Here is a 21804-nt window from a genome sequence, read left to right as displayed (position 1 = left end):
GGCGTATGTTTGTTTTCTAAGCTTCTCTGCGATTCCTGTAGAAAGCATAGGCAGCAAAGACTGCTATGAACATCATCCCGAGGTCTGCTCCGGCTGAACCAGCAGCAGAACATCCGCCACCTCCTCCAAAGGAAGGTTTGTTTTGAACTGAAACATCTGAAAAATGGTTAACAGTTATGTGGTAACTTTCCTCTGTGGAGTCATAGTACCAGTATCCGTCAGCATTTGATGAAGTTTCACCCTGAGCAATTTCCTCAAGAATTGTATCGTTTAACCTGACCTGTGTTTTACCGGATGCATATATCAGATTAATATCTGTGAGGATAAATGTAACGGGGCTGGCAAGTGTATGGACAATCGTTCCGGCAGTTGCTCCCGATGTGATGAGCATTGTGACATCAAAGGCAGCAGAGACGGTATCTGTTTCGTATGCCTGAATGATCAGTCCAAGATTACCGGCTTCTACTGTTTCACCTTCGTCGGTTTGTGCGTTAGGGAACGAGTCTGCATCGGCAAATGTTATTGTTCCGACTTCACTGTTGACAACTATTTCACTTACGTCTGTACTTGCAATCATTGCGCCGATATTTATCTGGCTGATAGTGTTCACAGTTGCTGTGCCTGTGCCTTGTGGTTTGTTGACGCTTAAGTTTGTCTCGGTGTGAATAGGGTAAGCGGCATTAAGGCTGGCTATAGAATTCAGTGTAGTCTGCGCTACTGTGTTGGTGCTGGCAAAGTCTATGTCATCACCATCGCCAAGGTCTGTGACAGACGATGGTCTTTCTATGGAGAAAGCTGAAACAGGTGCATAACCAGTTGTCTGTTCGGTATTCGCTGCTGCAACAGTCCATGTGTAGTCCCCGTCAGAGAGTGCTACAGGGCATATCCAGGATACAACACCGGACTCTGAAACTGTAAAGTTTTTTGATGTCAGCGTTCTGGCTTTTATGGAAACATGGCCGTTAACAACGATGATATATTTCTCAGCTCCTTCAACTTTGTCCCATGTAAAAGTTACATTAGAGTTAGTCAGTGTGTCGCCTGTATCCGGAGTAAGCAGTTCCGGCACGGTGAGGTCAGTGCTCGGCTCACCACCTATAGTTACTTCCGCTGAGCCGGTATTACTGTTAATGTCCAGCCATGTGATAGTGTCTGTGCCTTCGTTTGTTGCAATGTAGCAGAACTCCGCAACTCCGTTTGCGTCAGTGGATATGGACTCCGATGCTGTGTTTGCTCCGCTTACGCTGAAGCTTACTGCTATACCTTCCAAAGTGCTATTCTCTGAGTTGTAAGCTGTTGCGGATGAACATACTTCTGCACCTGCTGCATATGTGGTTAACGATGGAGCAGTGTATGTTACGTGGTCAAAACTTGCCACTGGGGCGTACGAGCTTCCGCCAGGATAGCCGTAGGAGTCTGCATTGGTAAATCCATATGAGAAAATTCCGAATGCTTTCGTTGCCGAAAAGGTGTGTGAGCCAAGCTATACGGATACCTGAGCTCCGTAAAAGTCAGTGTCACCTATCTGAGTGAAACTGCTTTCCGGTACTGTGCCATCGTCAAATGTCACGTTGCTTTTGATGGATGATGGTACAACAAGGTTTGCGTAGTTTACATCAAATCCTTCGGCGGGAGTCGTTACAGTATACCTGTTTAGAAATTGTTCATATGGTGGTATGAGCATCATAAATGGATCACCAGTTGTATTGTCGTAAGACACTCCATGTGAGTACTGCGCAGTTAGAACGGGTTTATCAGCTTCTATGTATGAGGATGCGTCAAGGATGGTTTCGTAATATTCGCCTCTTGCAAGTGTAGCGACAGAGGTTCCATCGATTTGTAGTGTTGTGTTATCTGCAGACGCAAGGATACGGAATGTGTCTCCATTTATTCTTACGGCAAGTGGAACTGTTACAAAGTTCTTGCCCCATGTGCTTGTAGGAGGTAGTTGTTCAACAATATGGTCACACGCCCCGATGTCTTGCGGGATAGTTATACATTGTGATCCGCCGTAAACCGCTATCGGCTTGTCTGAAGTTATGACAGAACCTGTGACATCTTCATCAGCTCCCGTTCTGGAAAGGTTATATATCTCTCCCTGATTGAGAGTAAATGAGATGTCTGAACTTAATCCTGATGCTGCGGATGGTGATATCGTTACAGATGTACCATCTTCTGTGCCGAGTATAGTGAAGTTACTGTCTGATATATTATTTGCATAAGAGAGTGCCAAATACTCGTTTCCCAGAACATCGACAGGAAGCCCCATATATGCATCTGTTGTAGCGCCTGCTCTGTTTATTCCGTATATTATAACTTCCTCTTGTGATGTGACATGGATACCTTTGTCTTCGACAGTTTGGTTGGATGTGATCATTGTTGAGACAGGAACCTCAACAGTGGTTACCTCTCCCGGAGTTACAGTGAAATTTTCGCTGAAACTTTCGGAAGCTACAGATACAGTTCCTGATGTGGTTGTATCGCCGGTTATGTAGAGTTGCAGGTAGCTGGGGTTGCTTATGTTTTTCGGGAAAGCCAGCCAGAACTCTGTACCTTTGTTATCCAGAGTTGCTGCTGTTGCCGAGCTGCATATAAAGATGATATACAGCAGTACTGTCAGAAAATTCGTTCGTTTCATGATTCCTCCTCTAATTTAATAATCATCAAATAACTTAATTTAATAAATGTGGTCTTTGTCGGTATCTTTGTTATTTTTTTATAAATAGCAAAGATATTTCGCTATGTGTATGTTGTACCATGATATGTGTGATAATTCACGGTTATTGTTAAATAGTATTCTAAAAATTAATTTTAATCAACGAAAAGAGACCTTAAAAGTGTTTTTCTGTTTTCAAACTCTAATGTATAGCTGAAATATCTTGACATTATTGACATATTCATATAAATCTCCTAAAGCAAAATGTCGCAGTGTCCCCCTTGTGTGGGGAAGTATTTCTGTGTATTTGCTTTTTGGGGGTATAGCTCAGCTGGGAGAGCGCAACACTGGCAGTGTTGAGGTCAGCGGTTCGATCCCGCTTACCTCCATTTTATAAGCATCTAAGGGCTTCCTGAGAAATCAGCGAAGCCCTTTTTAATTCGGATTTTCAGTGGTGTTGAGGTCTTCTGCATCTTCAGGTAATCGAACTGTAAGCATGTTTCCACCCCATGTTTGTATTGTATGTATTACCGCAAGGGGGAAATAATAAAAATAGTTTTATTGGTTTATGCATAGACACACTTATTTAGGATACCAATACTGTTTGCCTTCTTTGATTTCGTACCAGTATGCGGAGCGTTGTTCTGATTGTGGCTGTTGTGTTGTGGGGTAGTGATATTGCTTACCTTCTTTCAGTTCATACCAATAAGCCGGGCGGTACTCTTGTTTACTAGATTGCTCTACAGGTTGTTTAGCAGTCAGCCACGTACACCCAGACATAAAGAGCATCATAGATATTATTACAGCATTTCTCATAGCTCACCTTTGATAGTTATAATATAGATCATTCAGCTGACAATTTCTGTCACTTTACTGAAATATTACGATTTTTAATAAGTATGTGTATATGTATAATCCTATGAAACTCTTACTATGTTTTCAAAATGTAAGTATTTTTTTGATTTTACTTTACTTAAGGACATGCATTGTATAATAATGTGGACTACAAAATACACTGAGGATGATTATGAGAAGAATTATTATGTTTTCATTGGTAGTTATGACAATTTTTGGCTGTGCTTCAAGAAATGCAATGCAACAACCTTCTCTGGGGCTAGATTTAAATGCTCAGCAAAACAAAATGATAAAGAATGACATTGTTTTATTGGTTAAGGCTACTCATGATGTAAATGATTTAAAAGCATATTATGATGAAGATACGATACGATACGATATGGGGTAATGCCTGTTCAAGTATATGTTCAGAATAAATCTGACGATACATATTTACTAAGCCCTGAGGGGATAAACCTATTTAATGAGACAGGGGGAAGAGTACCTGCACTTTCTTTGGATCAAACTTATAATAAACTAAAGAAATCTTACTGGCGGTCAGGAGGTTGGGCTGTTGCTACAGGGGGTTTTGCTGGTTTTAGCATCCATAATGTATTAAAAATCAATGAACAAATTAAAGCAGACATCGCAAACAGGATGTTTAAAGGTGGCAATCTCGTTCCGGGTAGTGCAACAGAGGGAACTATATTCTTAGATGTGACCCCAAGAATAGCTTCAATTAATAATTGGTCCCTAACGGTTGTTATACGGAATGGGAAGACAGGGGAACTTGTTTCGATACCCTATTCATTGTCAGGTAATATCATAGTGAGAGACTTATTAGAAAATGTTAACAACATTGAAGATGAATAAGCCTCAAAATCCATTTGTTAAATTTTAAACTATGACAGTTTTATGTGTGATTACTTAATTATTAATAGCTTATATCTTTGATGTGACAGTTTTTAACAGCGGGCTTCAGGATAAATCCATGAAGCCCTTTTTTAGTGCGAGGGTTATTGCTTGTTGCGGATTCCCGGGCGTTTATTTGTTGTCTTGCATTAAAAAAATATTTCACTGGAAAAGACCGTTTTTAGTCACCATGTGCAACATCTAATCCCAAGAGATGAGAGTTCTGCTCCCCTCCAGTTCTCTAATGTGTGTGACATTCTGCATGACTTCCAGAGTTCCCATATATGTTCCCGATGTGTCCCTTACAGCAAAATAGCGGATATAGATAAACTTTTCATCCAGAGTCAGCCAGAATTCTGCTACATCCTGTTCACCTTTTTTAAAGGCTTCAAGGATGGACACAACAGTGTCTACACTTTTAGGAGGGTGACAGTATCTGACTTCTCTGCCGATAACATCAGGGCTTCTTGGGAATATCCTTTCGCTTGATTGGTTGTAATACCTGACCTTATCATCTGCGTCCACAAAAGATACGTCTACCGGCATATGGCACATTATTGCATCAAGCTGTTCGTAGGATAGCATGCCTTCATTCATTTTCAGGAAAAGCCCATTGCCTGATGGTGTTGCAGGATGAATATGTTCTGTGGCAGTATGGCTGCCCCATGTCGGAGGAGTGTCGATAAAGCAGTAGCTGAGTTCTCTCTCTCCTTTTCTTATAAGCTTCCATTCGTTTTCTGTAAGCATCAGCTTGGCTGTGGGGAAGAGCACTTTTTCCTCTTTATATATCATGCCTTCTGTTTCATCCAGAACTGAACCGCATATTTCATTAAAGCTGTCGAATTGGTTATCTTCCAGCATCTTTATGCATGTTTTAATCCCCTGCCTGATTTTGTCATGCAATGACCACATGACTGTGGATGGTTTGTCGAAGCCTTTCCTTTCAAGATATGGGAATAGCTGAGTCTCTTTTCTGACATAATGATGATTAATTTCCTTCAGATTTTTAAACATTTCTGTGAGTTTATTGTAATCCTTAGTTGTGCTGACCTCATCTCTTATGCTGATGATCAGCTTTTCTATTGCTCTATTTTCAGCCATAAATGTATTTATCGGATGTCCTTCCGGAAATTCGCCGGCGGTGCTTTTGTCGAGTGATGAACGAAAAAGAGTAATGAGTTCATCTATATTATTTTCAAAATTGCTGTCAGGTATTCCCTTGTCAGAAATCATCTGTTCGGCGTATGCGAATTCTGCTGCTGTAACGGGGGTAATGGCATCATATGCAGGCTTGAGCTCCTCTAATTTTTTACCGTTAAAAAAATCCATGACTATCGAAGCGATAGTTTCGGCTCTTTTTTCATTTATATTCAGGAAGCCGGACATCTTGGCTGATTTTGCCATTGAGTCTGAAGGCGGTCTGTAAAAATATACATGGTATTCGTTATCTTCAGGTTTTTCCATATACTTGATAAATCCCAGCTTTTCCATATGATAATAAAGCGGGATAGGCTCGAAACTCTGTATAATATGAAGCCCTTTTCCTTCCTGCACATCTTCTGCCATCCTGAGCAGTTCCGGCATAAACTCCGGTGTCTTTCTCCGCATATCCATAGTTTCGAAATTGTCTTTATTGTTCATCCATTCATACATAATATTTTCTCCTTTCTGTTTTGTTTTTTGCCCAAGGAATCCCTTTATGGCACCTTGTGCATAGTATTTGCTGAGACACTTTTCCTGACAGTCCATACTTTCAAACGTCCCCCCTTCTCCGAAAATGAATATACGGTCTGCAATGTGCAGAATTTCATCAGGAGCGTGTGTTACATAAAGAACTGTTGCAGGGCTGTGCCTGAGATTCTCCTGCATCATAAACATAAGCATCTCTTTCATCTTTATATCCAGAGCGTTGAATGGTTCATCAAGCAGAAGCAGGTCAGGCTGCAGTGCGAACGCTCTGGCAAGGGAAACCCGCTGTGCCATGCCGCCTGAGAGCTGGGAAGGGAAGAGGTCGGTCGAGCTGCCTAATCCCATTTTATTTAATTCTGCCATCGCTGTTTGCTTAGCTTTTTCTGATGAGAACCCCATTGCCAGCAGAGGAAGCATTACGTTGTCAGTAATATTTTTCCATGGAAGCAGCCTTGGTTTCTGGAAAACATATGCAATTCTTTGTCCATGGTTTACTACATTTCCGCTGTCATTTTTCTCAAGTCCGGCAGTGATATTCAGCATAGTTGATTTTCCGACGCCGCTAGGGCCGAGTATCCCGATTACCTCACCTTGTCTGACGGAAAAGCTGAGATTTTTCAGTACATTATTTTCTCCGTAAGTTTTGGAGACTGATTCAAATGTTAAAATGTTATTCATTAACTAGAATCTTACGGTGAAGCGCGCTACCAGACTGAGGTCTTCTGTTGGTTGGGTTCCGTTTACATCTCTGTAAATTGTGTAGGGCACCCCAAGTGAAAAATGTATCTGCTGACCTTTTCTGATATGAAATCCTGGGGTCAGCGCATAGAATGTACCACCGCTGGCATCAATGCTTTTTCCGTTCTGTTTGTTTTTGGCTTGGGTTTTACCGTTAAATTCAAGTTCAAGGTCGAAGAATTTTGTTAAAGAGAAGTTGTAGCCGAGATTATACTGGAATACATTGCCGAATTCAAAGTCCTGTGAACCTTCTGTTGTGTACATATATAACAGGTACATGTCTAGTCTGTGCCTTCCGAGCAGCTTTGTAAGCCCTGCTTCTGCAAGATAATCTGTTGAGCCTGAACCGCTTTGTACACCCATTGGCATATATGTACCGTCCTTCTTCTCTTCAGATTCGCCTGTAGGTAATTTTAAGCCAAGCCCTGCCTGCAGAAAAAATGGCGCTCCCTTCATCTGGTTCATTATCTGATATCTTGAAAGAAGTTTCAGATCGCCTAAGCCGCTTGTGTCAAACTTTTTCTTCATAATTCCCCCAGGGGTTCCGGCGCCTGCTTCAAGTTCTTTTGAAATGTAGGGGACTATCAGACGGATATCAAATCCATTCCCAATACCATACCTCAGCGCCACCTGAGTCATATTTACCGTTAGTTTTTTTACCTGAGACGAACCCATAGCCGGATTAAAATCCGCTTCATCAGTGCCGCTATATATTTCATCTTTTACAGTGTAGTGGTTTTTGGTAATGATTCCGAATTCGCCTTTAGCAAACACCACTCCGTTAGACATATTTACTGCACCGACAGGTATCATAGATTTGTCAATTTCTTTTGCATTTGCAGAGAGAGCAAATACTGCTAAGAAAATACACGTTAATCCTTTTTTCATTCTCATATCCTCCTATTTGTTTTCTATTGCAGAATTTAAAGCATTAAGAAAATTTTCAAGGTTTACACCCTTCATGTGACAGGCTGCTTCGATCGTCATGATTTTAGCCACTGTGTTTAGCTTTACCGGATTAGTAATGTTCTCGAATCCAAATGCGATAAAAATATCCTTGATATGTTCGTTTCCTGAAACAGCTTCATAAACTTTAGTTTTTTCTGTAATCATTTTTCATCCTCATTATTGTGCTTGGCAGTATATTCGATAAGTGATATTGAGTATTAATATCATTTACTGGAGAAGACCTTGATAATTGTTAAGGGATTTAAAAAAAGATTGGTAAAAGACTACGTTACTCAGAGATACAGTAGCGTAAATGATTGCTTTGTAGATAATCTCTGTAAGTCGTGCTGTATAAAATGTAAAAAGAAATGGGAGACTCTTTTTCTGCAGGGAGAGTGCGGGGAGCATATCTACTATCTTGTATCAGGACTTGTAAAACTCTATAGAGTCAATGACAGCGGGCGTGAGGTTATTGTCAAGTTCATAAGAGCCGGTGAATCTTTCGGGCATGGGATCCTTGGGGGAGTTTACCCTCTCTGTGCCATGGCATTGTCTAACTCTGAACTTCTTGCTATAGACAGAGAGAAGCTTAGGGAAGAGATGAAGAGAGACCATGTTTTGATGGATGAAGTTTTAAGTATCATTAATAAAGAGATCAATAATCTTACCAATTTTATAGGGAATCTGTCGCTGCTTGACTGTAAGGCAAGATTTATAAGTTATCTGAATAATTTGTCAAAAGAGCAGAAAAGCACAAGTGTAATGCTGCCTATGCCAAAGTGCGAACTAGCAATGTTTCTTGCAACAACTCCGGAAAATCTGTCAAGAATTATGCGTCAACTTATAGATAATAAAGAGATCGAGGTGACAGGCAGACGAGTGGTGCTTATTGGTGATGATTATCAAAATCAAAAACCTTGATTGTTGTTAAGGTGGATTATATCTCACGAATATAAGCTTATGAAAATTGTTTGTGAGGTAGAAATGAAAAATCTGTTTATGGTATTTTTTATACTGGTTATCTTTGCGTCAGCCCATGCAGAAAAACGGGACAAGCTGGTTTTTACAGGTCCGTTTACTGCTGTTTCCTACCCGCTCATCTACATGGCTGATCAGAACAGTATGGGGGACTTTGCACATAAAACCGAGTTCCGTTATTGGCAAAACCCTGATCAGCTAAGGGCTATGATAGCTGGTGAGCAGGCAGATTTTGCTGCAGCACCATCCTATGTCGGCGCTATGTTTTATAATAAAGGTATCAGTGTCAAGTTAATGAATATCTCTGTGTGGGGTATTTTGCACGTTATGTCTTCTGACCCTGCGGTGAAAACTTTTCAGGATATGAAAGGCAAGAAAGTCGCAGTTCCTTTCCGTGGTGAGATGCCCGACCTCATATTCAGGCATCTGGCAGAGAAGAACGGTATAGAACCTGAAAAGGATTATGATCTGATATATGTTGCTCACCCTATGGATATTGCTCAGATTCTCTTGTCTGGCAGAGCAGATACAGCGATGTCTGCCGAACCTGCGGTATCAATGACGATTGCTAAATCAAAAGAGCTGGCAGCAAAGGGGAAGGGTAACCCTTTGGTAAAGGTGATAGACCTTCAGCAGGAATGGGGGAGAGTCTATGATACATCACCTAGAATTGCACAGGCAGGCACACTGGCTCTTGCTTCAGTAATCGAAGACAGGCAGCTTCTGTCAGTTTTTGAAGCAGAGTTTGAAAAGGCGGCAGAATGGCTTAAAAATAATCCAGAAAAGGCTGCTGACATTATAGTTAATTATCTGCCTAATATGAGCCGGGAAGCTATTGTGATCGGTATCAGGAATTCTGACATGAATCCTGTCCCCGCATATGACGCTTTGGAGGAGATAAAACTATTTTTCTCTATTTTGCATGAGTCAGATCCTAGTAAAATAGGCGGACAGATGCCCGACGGAGACCTCTATTATCATGACAGATAGAATTTACCGTATTGTATCGGAAAAATGGGTTAGTACGTCAGTGGGAGTGCTGGCTCTGATTGTGTGCTGGCAGGTGCTTTCTCTTTTTCTGCATGAAATAGTTGTGGCTTCACCGTCAGATACCCTTATCAGTCTGATCCGGCTACTTTCTGATGATGAGTTCTATCATTCTTTGTTTCTCACTGTATACAGGCTTTTTGCGGGGATTCTTGCGGGGAGTATGGCAGGTTTAATACTGGGGATTGCAGCGGGGCTCAACAACACTCTTAAGAATATACTTGAGCCTTTCGGATGGGTTCTTATGAGTATTCCCCCTGTGATAGTGACTATGCTGGCTATGCTGTGGTTTGGTATGGGGTCATTCATGGTTATTTTTATCGCTTCTCTCCTTCTTGTTCCTTTTGTGTATTTTAATGCCCTGAAAGGTATGGAGATGGTGGATGATAATCTTTTAAGTATGGCAAAATTGTATAAGTACAATTTTTTTATGCTGCTCAGGCACATATATCTGCCGGCTATATCTTCCCATGTTTTGGCTGGTATGACGATAGTTATGGGGAGCGGAATAAGAGTGGTGGTTTTGGCTGAACTTTTAGGAGCATCAGACGGAATAGGCTTTGAAGTTGTTACTGCAAGGTCAAGTATTGAGGTTGAGTCTATTTTTGCATGGGCTGTTGTCACTCTTTTAATAGCTGCTTGTCTGGAATACGTCGTACTGAACCCGATACAAAAGCGGATACTGAGGTGGAAGACAATTTAATTCTCCGTGCCGTTGAAATGTTTGTTTTCGTCATGTATACTTTACGAAATAAGTTTACCGGAGAAATTAAATGTCTGAGTGGCTTGCTAAAAACGATCCTCATATGGAAAATCTGAGGCTCTACTGTGAGGGGATCCTCGAAGATGAAGACCTTGGCGCCCTTTATCGTGAGTACGAAGATGACATAAAGTCGGTTCGTTATGATGAAATAATGATGCTGGTGGACTGGATGGTCTCCTGTGAAAAATATGACATGGAGAATATTAAAGGGGCTCTGAACAGGATTATTAATATTTTTTCCAGCCAGCTTGACAGGGATGTCTTTGACCTGTGCAGGAATGTGCCCCGTTTCATCTCCATATTAGCAGAAGAGAATACAGCGATTACCGCTCATATGGAGTCTATCAAAGAACAGTTGCAGCTTTTTAGTAAAGCTGAAGAAGGCACTCCTGAATTTAATAGATACAGGTTGTCTCTCAAAAAATTGATAGAAGACCTCGCCGTCATAGATAATCACTATATTAAAAAGGAAAATATCCTTTTCCCATATGTTGAGAAGTACATTCCGGAGTACAGATGTGTAAATGTTATGTGGTCTATCCACGATGATGTACGTCAGGGGATGAAGCTTCTGCTTTCTCTGCTGTCAGAAACTGATGTTGACGGTATCAGGTTTAACAGAACGGTGGGCAAGCTCTTTTTTGACATATACGGTCTTATATTCAGAGAGGATTATATACTTCTGCCTGTGTCAGCATTAAAGATTCCGGAGGATGTTTTTGCTGAAATGATTTCTCAGTGCCCTGAGATCGGCTACTCATTTATCGAAGCACCGGAAGTGGAAATCCGGAAGAGCAGCGAAAGCAGTATCCCCGATGGAATGGTAAATCTTGACACTGGATTACTCTCCGCACAGGAGCTTGTCACGATGCTGAACACTCTGCCTGTGGATATTACATATGTTGACGCAGAAGACAAAGTGAGATACTTCTCTTCACCGCAGGAGAGGATTTTCCCTCGGTCTAAGGCAATTATAGGCAGGAGTGTACAAAACTGCCATCCGCCTGAGAGTGTACATATTGTAAATGATGTTGTGGAAAACCTGAAATCAGGCAAGAAAGATGTTGAGAGCTTCTGGATCCAGATGATGGGGAAATTCATACTTATTCAATATTTCGCACTCAGAGACGCCGCCGGGCAGTATATCGGAACAATAGAAGTCAGTCAGGACATAACAGAGGCAAGGTCTCTCTCCGGTGAAAAACGACTGCTTGATTATAATTAATCCTTTGCCCCGAACAGGGACAGTTCCGTTTTTTGTCTCTCTCGCCGATAATATCACTGCTTATCAAAAGCTTTTTGATGACTGTTGCAGTATCTCTGAATGCTATTATCTGAATTCAAAATATATATTACTATTAATTGTTTAGCTAAAATTATATCCTAGTTTTCCAGCCGTTTATATTCAAACAAAATTTTACCAAGCGTAAAAAAAGATTGCGTTCGATAAAGTAATAGTTTTTAATGTTAAACTTGTTATAAAGCTTACAATGACATCTATCTATGTTATAATACATTACTTTAAAAGGAGAATTTGAGTATGAGCACTATTACACCTAAAATCCACGACATTTATAAGCAGGTAGTTGCAAGAAATCCCGGGGAGACAGAGTTTCACCAGGCTGTTGCAGAAGTTTTAGATTCTTTGGGGCAGGTTATTGAAAAGTATCCTGATTACGCTGATCACAAAATAATAGAAAGGATATGTGAACCGGAACGTCAGATCATCTTCAGAGTACCCTGGTCGGATGACAAAGGTAATATCCATATAAACAGAGGGTTTCGTGTTGAGTTCAACTCTGCCCTCGGACCATATAAAGGCGGACTCAGGTTTCATGAGTCTGTGTATCTTGGAATAGTTAAGTTTCTTGGCTTTGAGCAGATATTTAAAAACGCTCTGACAGGGCTTCCTATCGGTGGAGGTAAGGGCGGTTCTGATTTTAATCCAAAGGGCAGATCAGATAATGAAGTAATGCGTTTCTGCCAGAGTTTTATGACTGAACTTTCCAGACATATCGGTGAATATACAGATGTTCCCGCCGGTGATATCGGTGTCGGAGGGAGAGAGCTGGGGTATATGTTCGGTCAGTATAAAAGGATGACCAACCGATACGAGGCAGCAGTTCTTACCGGGAAAGGGCTCACATGGGGCGGTTCTCTGGTTCGTACTGAGGCGACAGGGTATGGTGCGGTTTACTTCGTAGATGAAATGCTCAAGATGAAAAATGACTCCTTAGAAGGCAAAGTGTGTTCCGTATCGGGGTCTGGTAATGTTGCGATATACACAACAGAGAAAATCAATCAACTCGGTGGAAAGGTTGTTACACTCTCTGACTCCGGCGGCTATATCTACGATGAAAAAGGTATAGACCTTGAGCTTGTGAAACAGCTCAAAGAGATTGAACGCCGCAGGATCAAAGATTACTGCGACTATCACAAACATGCAGTCTTTAAGCAGGGGGGCAATATATGGGAAGTTCCTTGTCAGATAGCTATGCCGTCCGCAACACAAAATGAACTGAATGAAGAAGATGCAAAAATGCTTGTCAAAAATGGCTGTATAGCAGTTGGGGAAGGCGCAAATATGCCTACAACACCTGAGGGTACAAAAGTTTTTCTTAACAGCGGTGTTCTCTTCGGACCTGGCAAAGCGGCAAATGCAGGTGGTGTTGCAACCTCCGCACTTGAGATGCAGCAGAATGCCAGCCGTGATTCATGGACATTCGAATTTACCGAAAACAAACTTCATGGTATAATGAAAAACATCCATAAGGCTTGCTACGAACAGGCAGAAGAATTCGGCAGCCCGGGCAACTATATCTTAGGCTCCAATATAGCCGGTTTCCGTAAAGTTGCTGATGCGATGATCTCACTGGGACTTATATAAAATTTAATGCGGGGCTTCGGCTCCGCTTTTTTTAAGGTATCGCGGATGAAAAATGATGAACTGATCAGCACTGGCAATGAAAGCCTGGATAGTCTTTTAAGTTTTCTCCGGAGAGGCGATAATGTCGTATGGCACACACCGTCTGTTGAAGAATACCGTAAATTTGTCAGATCATATGTTGATGAAGCCTTAATAAGAGGCAATGAAGTTCATTATATCCGTTTTGCAGAGCATGACCCGCTTCTGGAACCAGGAATAGAGGGAGTTGTTCTGCATGAGCTGAATGCAAGCGCCGGTTTTGAGAGTTTTTCAAAGCTTGTCCACGAGCATATTCAGCAGGCAGGCGAAAGAAGTTATTTTGTTTTTGACTGCCTCTCCTCGCTCCTCTCCCATTGGGCTACAGACTCCATGATTGCAAATCTCTTTATGGTGACATGTCCATACCTTTATAAACTGAAGGCTATGGCATATTTTGCTATTTTAAAAAATCATCACTCATACAGCACAATAAATAAAATAAAAAATACTACGCAGCTCTTTCTTGAACTCTATAAAAGTGAAGATGGTTGCTATGTCCACCCTCAGAAGGTTTATGAGAGAAGCTCACCGACTATGTTTCTGCCTCATAAGCTGGACAGTAACGGCTGCTTTCACCCTGTGGCAAACAGTATAGAGGCGACAGGTCTTTTTTATACTCTCTGTTCGCTCAGCGCATCAGAACAAAAGAAACTTGATGCATGGGACAGGATGATACTACAGGCAAAAGAGGTGCTTGCATCTTCCGACTTAGAGAAGCAGGCAGAAGTGTTTAACACAATTGCCGGCTTTATTATAGGAAGGGATGAGAGGATACTGCAACTGGCAAAGAAGCATTTTACCCTTCGGGATCTGATCTCTATAAAAGCCAGAATGATAGGTACGGGGTTTATCGGCGGTAAAGCCGCAGGGATGCTTCTCGCAAGAAAGATTCTGGAAAACTCTGATGATTCTCGCTGGGGTAAACTACTTGAGGCTCATGACTCTTATTACGTCGGTTCCGATGTTTTCCATACTTATATAATACACAACGGCTGGTGGGATTTATATATCGAACACAAAACAGAGAAAGGCTATCTGGAAGCAGGGGGAAAGCTGGAAGAACTCATGCTTAAGGGAAAATTTCCTTCTGAGATAATCGACCAGTTTCGTGAGATGCTCGACTATTTCGGGCAGTACCCCATTGTCGTCCGATCCAGCAGTATTCTCGAAGACGGTTTCGGAAATGCATTTGCCGGTAAATATGAAAGTTTCTTTTGCTCTGTTCAAGGAGCGCCGGAGATAAGACTTGATGAATTTCTTCGCAATCTGAAAAGAGTTTATGCCAGCGCAATGTGTAAAGATGCTTTGGAGTACCGTAGCAGCAAAGGGCTTGCTGAAATAGATGAGCAGATGGGGATACTCATTCAGAGAGTTTCAGGTTGTTTTCACAATCATTACTACTATCCGCATGTCGCCGGTGTGGGGCTTTCTTATAATACATATGTCTGGCATGACGATATTGACCCTGATGCGGGTATGTTGCGTCTTGTTGCGGGGCTTGGGACAAGGGCTGTTAACAGGGTCAAAGATGATTATCCCAGAATAGTTGCTCTCAATGCTCCTGATATGATACCTGTGAATGATATGCATGACCTCAAAAGATTTTCACAAAAGCAGCTTGATGTGCTTGACACCAGAGTGAGCGGAAAGAATGCTATCTCGTTATATGAACTTTATGATGAACATTTCCCTTTTGACCTTAACAAGGTAGCAAATCACGACAGGGAAGCGGAGCGTATGCTTGTTGAGCGTGGGCGCAAGAGAAAAAATATATGGATACTTACATTCGGCAGACTGCTCAAACAGACAGATTTTACTCATGAGATGAAAGACTTGATGAATACTATAGAAGCCGAATACGAATATCCTGTGGACATTGAATTTACTGTGAATTTTACTGAAGACGACAGTTACAAAATTAATCTTGTTCAGTGCAGACCACATCAGACAAATATCATTTCCGATACGAAAGATATAAGTGCAGAAGAGCTGGAAAAATATTCAACTATATTTAAGTCAAAAAGCAACTTCATGGGCGGTAATGTCGTTATGAAAATCCAGCAGGTTGTTCTGGTTGACCCATATGAATATTCTATGCTGAAAGAAGACGAAAAGTACCAGCTCGCAAGGGCTATAAGGGAGATTAATCAGGATATTGAAGAGACAGGGCGCAATACACTGCTTCTGGGGCCAGGCAGGTGGGGTACGTCAACCCCTTCTCTGGGAGTTCCTGTAAACTTTTCAGACATAAATCATATGAACGCAATAGGGGAGATAGAGTTTGAAGAGGGGGGACTCATGCCTGAACTCTCATTCGGTTCTCATTTTTTTCAGGATCTTGTAGAGAGCAATATCTTCTTCATGGCTCTTTTTCCTAATTCTTTTGAGTGTACATTTACAGATAATACATTTGACAGTTTCACGGACTGCTTTTCTGAAGCAGTCTCAGGGTTGAACCTCGCAGCCAAGGCAGTAAAGGTTTATCGTTTTGATTCATCACCTTTGGTAATAAAATCTGACATTAAATCTCAGGATCTTTTATTACTTCGCCGACAGGATTCTTCTGATGTCAGCTTGTACTGAAATTTTATATGCCAGTTTGAATACATCACATAAATGACAAGCAGATTTTTATGGCGGCATCTCGAAATCGATTCTATATTTTAATAATAAGGAGATTATTATTGGATATTGTAATTGTGAATTTCCTATATATTCTCAAAGATTTGTGATGTTAAGTTTAGGTTTACTTTTGCTGTTTTACTAAAAAAGTTGCAAGAGTAAGGTGGACAGACTGCCTGATTACGGCTACATTGCAGGTATTAGACAAAAAACATGTGGGTCGAAAATGATTCATCAGCAGCATTATTTGCCGTTGATTGATAATTTACATAAGCATATTTAATACACAATTGAGGAACCTATTAATGGATTTCATTGGTAGCTCTCTCCGCTTGAAAATAGTTTTAGTTTTTTCCGGCTTCAGCATTTTACTGGGTATGGCTCTCTTTGTTGGTATTTTTATTTCAACTAAATATACAGAAGAGTATGCCCTCAAAAAGAGGCTTGAGCTTGAGACCAGTAGGTATCTTGAGTCTGTGGATACTTCGCCAGTTGCTCCCGTGGCATTCAGCAGAGATATAACAGTACCAGAATCTCCTTATATGACCACATATATCGGGGAAGATATTATGCCTGAATGGGCTGCAACTACTCTTAGCGACAGACCCGCAGGGGACTACGAGGAAGAGCACGATAAGCAGCACTATTATGTGTCGATCAGAGACCTTCAGGACGGAAGAAGATTTTATCTGTTATTCAACGTTACAACACTTATCAATGATCACGTAATTCTGAATCTTTCCCGGGGCTTGCTGATAGCTATGATGCTGCCTATATTCATCTTTGGTTTGCTCCTGGGTATCATTACATCTTATAAAGCGGTATCTCCTGTTGTAAGGCTGACGAGAATGATCAAGGCTAAGGAGGCAACGGGTGTTCTGCCGGAAAATATGTCGCAAATGTTTGAAAATGATGAAGTAGGGTACCTAGCAAAGACTCTTGAGAGTGCTATCAGCGAGATGCAGTCTTCTATAAACCGTGAAAAGGCTTTTGCCAGAGACGCAAGCCATGAACTCCGTACTCCGGTAACAGTTTTACAGGGTGCAATCAAAATCCTATCCTGCGGAATTAATGACAATGAAGAGAAAAGAGAGAGAGCGATCTCTCGCATAAAGCGTGCCACTAATAATATGGAGCATCTTATTAACTCTTTCCTGTGGCTGTCCAGACAAGAGCGTCAGGAAGAGTGGGGGTCGGTAAGCGCTGCTGTTGTAGTGCGCGAGTGCGTGGACAACAACAGTTATCTGATCAGAAATAAGCCTTTGAAAGTTATTATAGATGTGCATTCAAACGCAACCCTTTCTGTTACACCGGAAATACTCTCGGTTGTCGTGGGTAATCTTGTTCGTAATGCCGTAACATACACGCCGAGAGGCAAAGTTGTTGTTTCTATATATGAAACATGCATTTCAGTTAGAGATGAAGGACCGGGGATACCTAAACACGTGCTGGATGCTATTAATGTCGTTGAAGGAGTTTCGAAAGCTGACGGGTTTGGGTTTGGCTTGTCTATAGCCCATAGAATGTGCACTCAGGTAGGATGGAAACTGAATATAATATCTGAAGAGGGGAAAGGGGCGAATGTTATTGTTTGTTTTAACAATAAAGACCATGATTTTGTCTGTCCCGACCTCTGCAGGCAATTACATAATACTGTGACGGAGGGATAAATGCTGTTGAACCGCAGACAATTTATACGTATGGCTGCAGCAACTTTTGCTGCAATTGCCTATAGTCCGGAAGTGCTGGCAAGTGAGGGCGACAGGGTAATAACCCATGCCACGCACATGGGGCCGCTGAAAGCGTATGTCAGGAACGGTAAGATAGTTAAGATAGAAGCGATGGGAATGGATATGGATCCCGTTGATCTTTTATATGCCCTGAAGGATGTTACATATTCACCAAACAGGATTAAACACCCCTGCGTACGGAAGAGCTATCTCGACGGTTCTGACAAAAGACATCTGCGTGGAGCTGAAGAGTTTGTCAGAGTTAGCTGGGATGAAGCTCTTGATCTGGTTGCTGAATCTCTTATAAAAACAAGAGAGGAATATGGCAACGAGTCGATTTTTAAAACTACATACGCAAGGTGGTCACACCCCGGGCGGATTCATCAGGCTTCGTCTCTTCAGGCGAGGATGCTGGGGCTTTTCGGAGGCTTTACAGATATTGTTGGTGATTATTCTGCCGGTGCAGCAACGCGTATCCTTCCTTATGTTGTGGGGGATATGGAGGTATACAGCAGACAGACAGCAAGGGATGTTGTGCTGGAGAACACAGAGCTGATCCTTATGTGGGGGACAGACCCTTTTAAAACAGAAAAGGTTGATTATCATGTGCCTATACACAGCGATTTTGAATGGTTCAGAGCGATGCGGGACAAAGGGGTTAAGTTTGTAACTATCGACCCGCTTAAAAGCAAAACCTGCCGTGAGCTTGGGAGTGAATGGGTGCCTATCAGAGCGGCAAGCGATGTCCCTATGATACTTGCCATGTGTTATACGCTTTACATTGAAGGTCTTTATAATAAAGAATTTATAGAAAAATATACAGTTGGTTTCTACACCTTTCTGAAATACCTGACAGGTGAAAAGGACGGAGTGGTAAAAGATGCTGCATGGGCAGAAAAGATCTGCGGAGTTCCTGCGGATAAGATAAAAGAACTTGCCAGAATGTCAGTAAAACATAGGACTCTGGTCACAGGAAGCTGGGCATGTCAGAGGATTCAGAACGGAGAGCAGTTTCACTGGAGCCTTGTTGCCCTTGGCAGTATGATCGGTCAGATAGGGCTTCCCGGCGGCGGTTTGTACCTGAATATGGCATACTGTACTGCGGGAGCCCCATATAGCGGAGCTGGTATACCTATTATGGTTTCACAAGGGGGGAACCCTGTTCAAACACTTATCCCCGCATCCAGAATGGCGGAATTGCTGCTTAATCCCGGGAAGACCATTGAATATAACGGGAAAAGACTCACTTACCCGAATATCAAACTAATATACTCTGCCGGAGTGACTCCTATCGGGCATCAGCCGGATGTTAATAAGCTGATAAAAGGTGTCCGGAAAGCGGACACTGTTATAACCCACGAACCTTGGTGGACTCCAACTGCAAAATATTCAGATATAGTTCTGCCGGCGACAACAAGTTTCGAAAGAAATGATCTTACATTCGGTTCCTCGTATGGAGTCGAGTATGTTTTTGCTATGAAACAGATCATCAGCCCTTTGTTTGAGGCGAGAAATGACTACGATATATTCAGAGACCTGTCAGCTAAGTTTGGCTTTGAAAAAGAATTTACCAAAGGCAGAAGCATCGACGAATGGATTGAGTGGAGCTACAGTAAAGTTCGTGCTGAAGTCAGTTTTGCTGATTTTTGGGATAAAGGCTACGTTCATTTCCCACCATTAAAGGGGAGCAGAGACTTTGTAAGACATGCTGATTTCAGAAATGACCCGGTGAAGAAACATCTGCGTACTCCGTCGGGGAAAATAGAGCTGTTTTCAGAGAAGATCGCCTCTTTCGGTTATCGTGACTGCCCGGGGCACCCCGCGTGGATCGAGCCTTCCGAAGGTATCGGCTCTTACCTGTCGAGGAAATATCCTTTTCAGCTTATATCTCCGCACCCCGAACACAGGCTTCATTCTCAGCTTGATAACTCTGATCTTTCTAAAAAGTATAAGATCAGCGGAAGGGAACCTATTCACATAAATACTGAGGATGCCAGTCGGATGGGACTAAAAGAGGGGGATCTTGTTGAAGTTTATAATAACAGAGGCAAAGTGATTGCCGGCACTCATGTTTCAGACGGTATAATCAAGGGAGTGGTTGCTATTGAAGAAGGAGCATGGTTTGCAGCGGAAGACCCGGCAGACAGCAATTCCAGATGTATTTCCGGGCAAGTCAATGTTCTGACCTCAGACAGACCTACGTCCCGGCTTGCGCAGGCGATCTCTGCTAACAGCTGCCTTGTTGCGATAAGATGTTGTGGTAAAATAAAATCTGAAAGCTTTTCGCAGATAAATTACTGTCAAATACATTAACCAACAAACCTTAGTATAGAGTCCGAAAGTAACTATTCTGAGCAAGCTCATTATTATTCAGTATAATTAGTTGGAAATAAATGTGTCCATTATCTTACTCATAAGTGGCATAAAAGTAAGTCTTTAAAACTCAGTTATGCAACGTATAAAATATTACCTTATATGATAGTTGGTTATGCATTGTAAATGGTGGCATATTTTAAACGAACACAACAGCGTTTCCGCAATGCGTAGTTTCCAATATATTTTACTACTTGCCGACTTGTTTATCAGCTTTCCAACTTATATTACAATTTGCAGACTTTATTTTACCTACACATAAGAAAAGTTCAAGACAAAGTTCCGGAGAATACTGCATACGATAATCCTGTAATAAGCGGAGGATGATAGGCTTGGATTAAATGCCCTTGTTGCTTTTGGCATATTGACTATATTTAAAGCTATATTTGACCGTTATTTGACCATTTTCCCTTTACAATTATATTTGATATAGGTGCAAATTTGGGTAAGTCTGTAAAAAAACAAGAAGTAATGAGATTTTTATTAGTCGAAGATGATCTGGATATTTCAGAAAATATTGTGGACTATCTTGAAGAGCAGGGGTGTGGAATGGACTATGCCATGTCCGGCGAACTTGCTCTGGAGCTGCTTCGTGATAATCTTTATGATGCAGTCATTCTTGATATTAATATGCATAAGATGAACGGGTTTGAAGTGTGCAGGCATATAAGAGAAAATATGCGTCTTAAAATCCCTGTACTTATGCTTACAGCCAGAGTGATGCTTAAAGATAAGATTAACGGTTTTAAATGTGGAGCTGACGATTTCCTTACTAAACCGTTTGATCTTGAAGAGCTTTTTTTCAGACTGAAGGCTTTGTCTAGAAGATATAATCAGTGTCTTGAAAACTCTTTCCAGATAGAAGATCTGATACTGGATCAGGAAAAAGGGATAGTGGAAAGAGCCGGAGAGAAAATTAATCTTTCCCATGTCTGTTTCCGTATATTGCTTAGGCTGATTGAGCGTTCGCCGGGGATAGTGACTAAAGAAGAGCTTATTTACGATATATGGGGTGATCAGCCGCCTATGAGTAACTCTCTCAAATCACATTTTTATATTTTGAGACAGTTAATAGACAAGCCTTATGAAAAACAGCTTTTGCATAGTGTCCGTGGAAGAGGTTACAAAATTGATCCGGATCACAAGGAAAGTTACCCAGAATAACACGTAATATACGTAATTAAACATTTCTGGAGGGACTTCACTATTATTTTCATACATAACGTTATTTCTTAAATAATCTTAATAAAAATCTATAATTTGACCATCATTTGACCTTTTGTTTTGTATCCTGAGGCAAGCATACTATATGAGTATTCATTAATACTACCGCCTGACATCCACAGACTGAACGCAGCAATGCATGTTTCAGAGGAGTGGGGGGTGTCCGGTGAACAAAGGAATACCTATGGGAAATGTTTTTATATTTGAAAGACATATTCAAAAATTCTCCGGCAAAGACAACCCTGACTGTTGCCTTGATTCAGCATTTGCGAAGAACAAACTGACAAGGTTGAACAGCCGGTGACAAGGATCTGTATTTCAGACG

18 protein-coding genes and 1 tRNA gene are annotated in these 21804 nt (G+C 41.5%); 13 read left to right on the top strand and 6 right to left on the bottom strand.

The annotated features are described in order from the left end of the window. Positions 1 to 16: 16 nt before the first annotated feature. Together DACET_RS15645 and DACET_RS11030 are read right to left on the bottom strand one after the other, a co-directional pair. Positions 17 to 1378 carry an Ig-like domain-containing protein gene (locus DACET_RS15645; RefSeq protein WP_013011455.1) on the bottom strand — a complete coding sequence of 454 codons (1362 nt, stop codon included), beginning with the start codon at positions 1376 to 1378 and terminating at the stop codon, positions 17 to 19. A gap of 105 nt (positions 1379 to 1483) precedes the next feature. Then, positions 1484 to 2638 carry an IgGFc-binding protein gene (locus DACET_RS11030; protein WP_013011454.1) on the bottom strand — a complete coding sequence of 385 codons (1155 nt, stop codon included), beginning with the start codon at positions 2636 to 2638 and terminating at the stop codon, positions 1484 to 1486. A gap of 334 nt (positions 2639 to 2972) precedes the next feature. On the opposite strand from DACET_RS11030, the gene DACET_RS11025 reads away from it, so the two are divergent. Continuing rightward, positions 2973 to 3045, top strand: a tRNA-Ala gene (locus DACET_RS11025). A 193-nt stretch (positions 3046 to 3238) separates the two neighbouring features. On the opposite strand, the gene DACET_RS11020 is transcribed toward DACET_RS11025, so the two are convergent. Further along, entirely contained in the window at positions 3239 to 3436 is a 198-nt protein-coding gene (locus DACET_RS11020) for a hypothetical protein (protein WP_148214182.1), read from the bottom strand. Between the two features lie 247 nt (positions 3437 to 3683). On the opposite strand from DACET_RS11020, the gene DACET_RS11015 reads away from it, so the two are divergent. Next, on the top strand, positions 3684 to 3899 hold the full coding sequence (locus tag DACET_RS11015) for a hypothetical protein (protein WP_013011452.1): 216 nt from the start codon (positions 3684 to 3686) through the stop codon (positions 3897 to 3899). Continuing rightward, positions 3899 to 4363: a hypothetical protein gene (locus DACET_RS11010; protein WP_013011451.1), complete on the top strand. Its 465-nt coding sequence runs from the start codon at positions 3899 to 3901 to the stop codon at positions 4361 to 4363. Before DACET_RS11015 ends, DACET_RS11010 begins: the two co-directional genes overlap by 1 nt. A gap of 240 nt (positions 4364 to 4603) precedes the next feature. Here the strand turns inward: DACET_RS11010 and DACET_RS15640 are convergent, their stop codons facing one another. The 3 genes from DACET_RS15640 to DACET_RS10995 are packed head-to-tail and all read right to left on the bottom strand — an operon-like array spanning position 4604 to position 7942. Next, entirely contained in the window at positions 4604 to 6769 is a 2166-nt protein-coding gene (locus DACET_RS15640; protein ID WP_013011450.1) for an ATP-binding cassette domain-containing protein, read from the bottom strand. Positions 6770 to 6772: 3 nt separating this feature from the next. Beyond that, positions 6773 to 7717, bottom strand: a complete 945-nt coding sequence (locus DACET_RS11000) for a transporter family protein (protein WP_013011449.1) — start codon at positions 7715 to 7717, stop codon at positions 6773 to 6775. Positions 7718 to 7729: 12 nt separating this feature from the next. Further along, complete coding sequence (locus tag DACET_RS10995; protein WP_013011448.1) at positions 7730 to 7942, bottom strand: DUF1858 domain-containing protein; 213 nt, start codon at positions 7940 to 7942, stop codon at positions 7730 to 7732. Between the two features lie 78 nt (positions 7943 to 8020). Between DACET_RS10995 and DACET_RS10990 the strand changes: the two genes are divergently transcribed. The 10 genes from DACET_RS10990 (at position 8021) to DACET_RS16355 (ending at position 21783) form a co-directional block, all read left to right on the top strand. Further along, a complete protein-coding gene (locus DACET_RS10990; protein WP_013011447.1) occupies positions 8021 to 8698 on the top strand; it encodes a Crp/Fnr family transcriptional regulator in 678 nt (225 codons plus the stop codon). A gap of 63 nt (positions 8699 to 8761) precedes the next feature. Beyond that, on the top strand, positions 8762 to 9745 hold the full coding sequence (locus tag DACET_RS10985) for an ABC transporter substrate-binding protein (RefSeq protein WP_013011446.1): 984 nt from the start codon (positions 8762 to 8764) through the stop codon (positions 9743 to 9745). Beyond that, complete coding sequence (locus tag DACET_RS10980; RefSeq protein ID WP_013011445.1) at positions 9735 to 10505, top strand: ABC transporter permease; 771 nt, start codon at positions 9735 to 9737, stop codon at positions 10503 to 10505. Before DACET_RS10985 ends, DACET_RS10980 begins: the two co-directional genes overlap by 11 nt. A gap of 70 nt (positions 10506 to 10575) precedes the next feature. Then, on the top strand, positions 10576 to 11790 hold the full coding sequence (locus DACET_RS10975; RefSeq protein WP_013011444.1) for a DUF438 domain-containing protein: 1215 nt from the start codon (positions 10576 to 10578) through the stop codon (positions 11788 to 11790). A 315-nt stretch (positions 11791 to 12105) separates the two neighbouring features. Further along, positions 12106 to 13452 (top strand): NADP-specific glutamate dehydrogenase, encoded by a 1347-nt coding sequence (gene gdhA / locus DACET_RS10970; RefSeq protein ID WP_013011443.1) that lies wholly within the window; start codon positions 12106 to 12108, stop codon positions 13450 to 13452. Positions 13453 to 13497: 45 nt separating this feature from the next. Continuing rightward, positions 13498 to 16113, top strand: coding sequence for a PEP/pyruvate-binding domain-containing protein (locus tag DACET_RS10965; protein ID WP_013011442.1), 2616 nt, complete (start codon positions 13498 to 13500; stop codon positions 16111 to 16113). Between the two features lie 344 nt (positions 16114 to 16457). Further along, entirely contained in the window at positions 16458 to 17822 is a 1365-nt protein-coding gene (locus tag DACET_RS10960; RefSeq protein WP_013011441.1) for a sensor histidine kinase, read from the top strand. Next, the gene (locus tag DACET_RS10955; protein ID WP_013011440.1) at positions 17823 to 20195 is read left to right on the top strand and encodes a molybdopterin-dependent oxidoreductase; all 2373 of its coding nucleotides are present in this window, start codon (positions 17823 to 17825) and stop codon (positions 20193 to 20195) included. A gap of 531 nt (positions 20196 to 20726) precedes the next feature. After that, positions 20727 to 21419: a response regulator transcription factor gene (locus DACET_RS10950; protein WP_041230349.1), complete on the top strand. Its 693-nt coding sequence runs from the start codon at positions 20727 to 20729 to the stop codon at positions 21417 to 21419. Positions 21420 to 21645: 226 nt separating this feature from the next. Continuing rightward, a complete protein-coding gene (locus DACET_RS16355; RefSeq protein WP_169304226.1) occupies positions 21646 to 21783 on the top strand; it encodes a hypothetical protein in 138 nt (45 codons plus the stop codon). The last annotated feature ends 21 nt before the right edge of the window (positions 21784 to 21804 follow it).

Source organism: Denitrovibrio acetiphilus DSM 12809 (assembly GCF_000025725.1).
Taxonomy (GTDB): Bacteria; Chrysiogenota; Deferribacteres; order Deferribacterales; family Geovibrionaceae; genus Denitrovibrio; species Denitrovibrio acetiphilus.
This window is presented reverse-complemented; position numbering and strand designations above follow the sequence as displayed.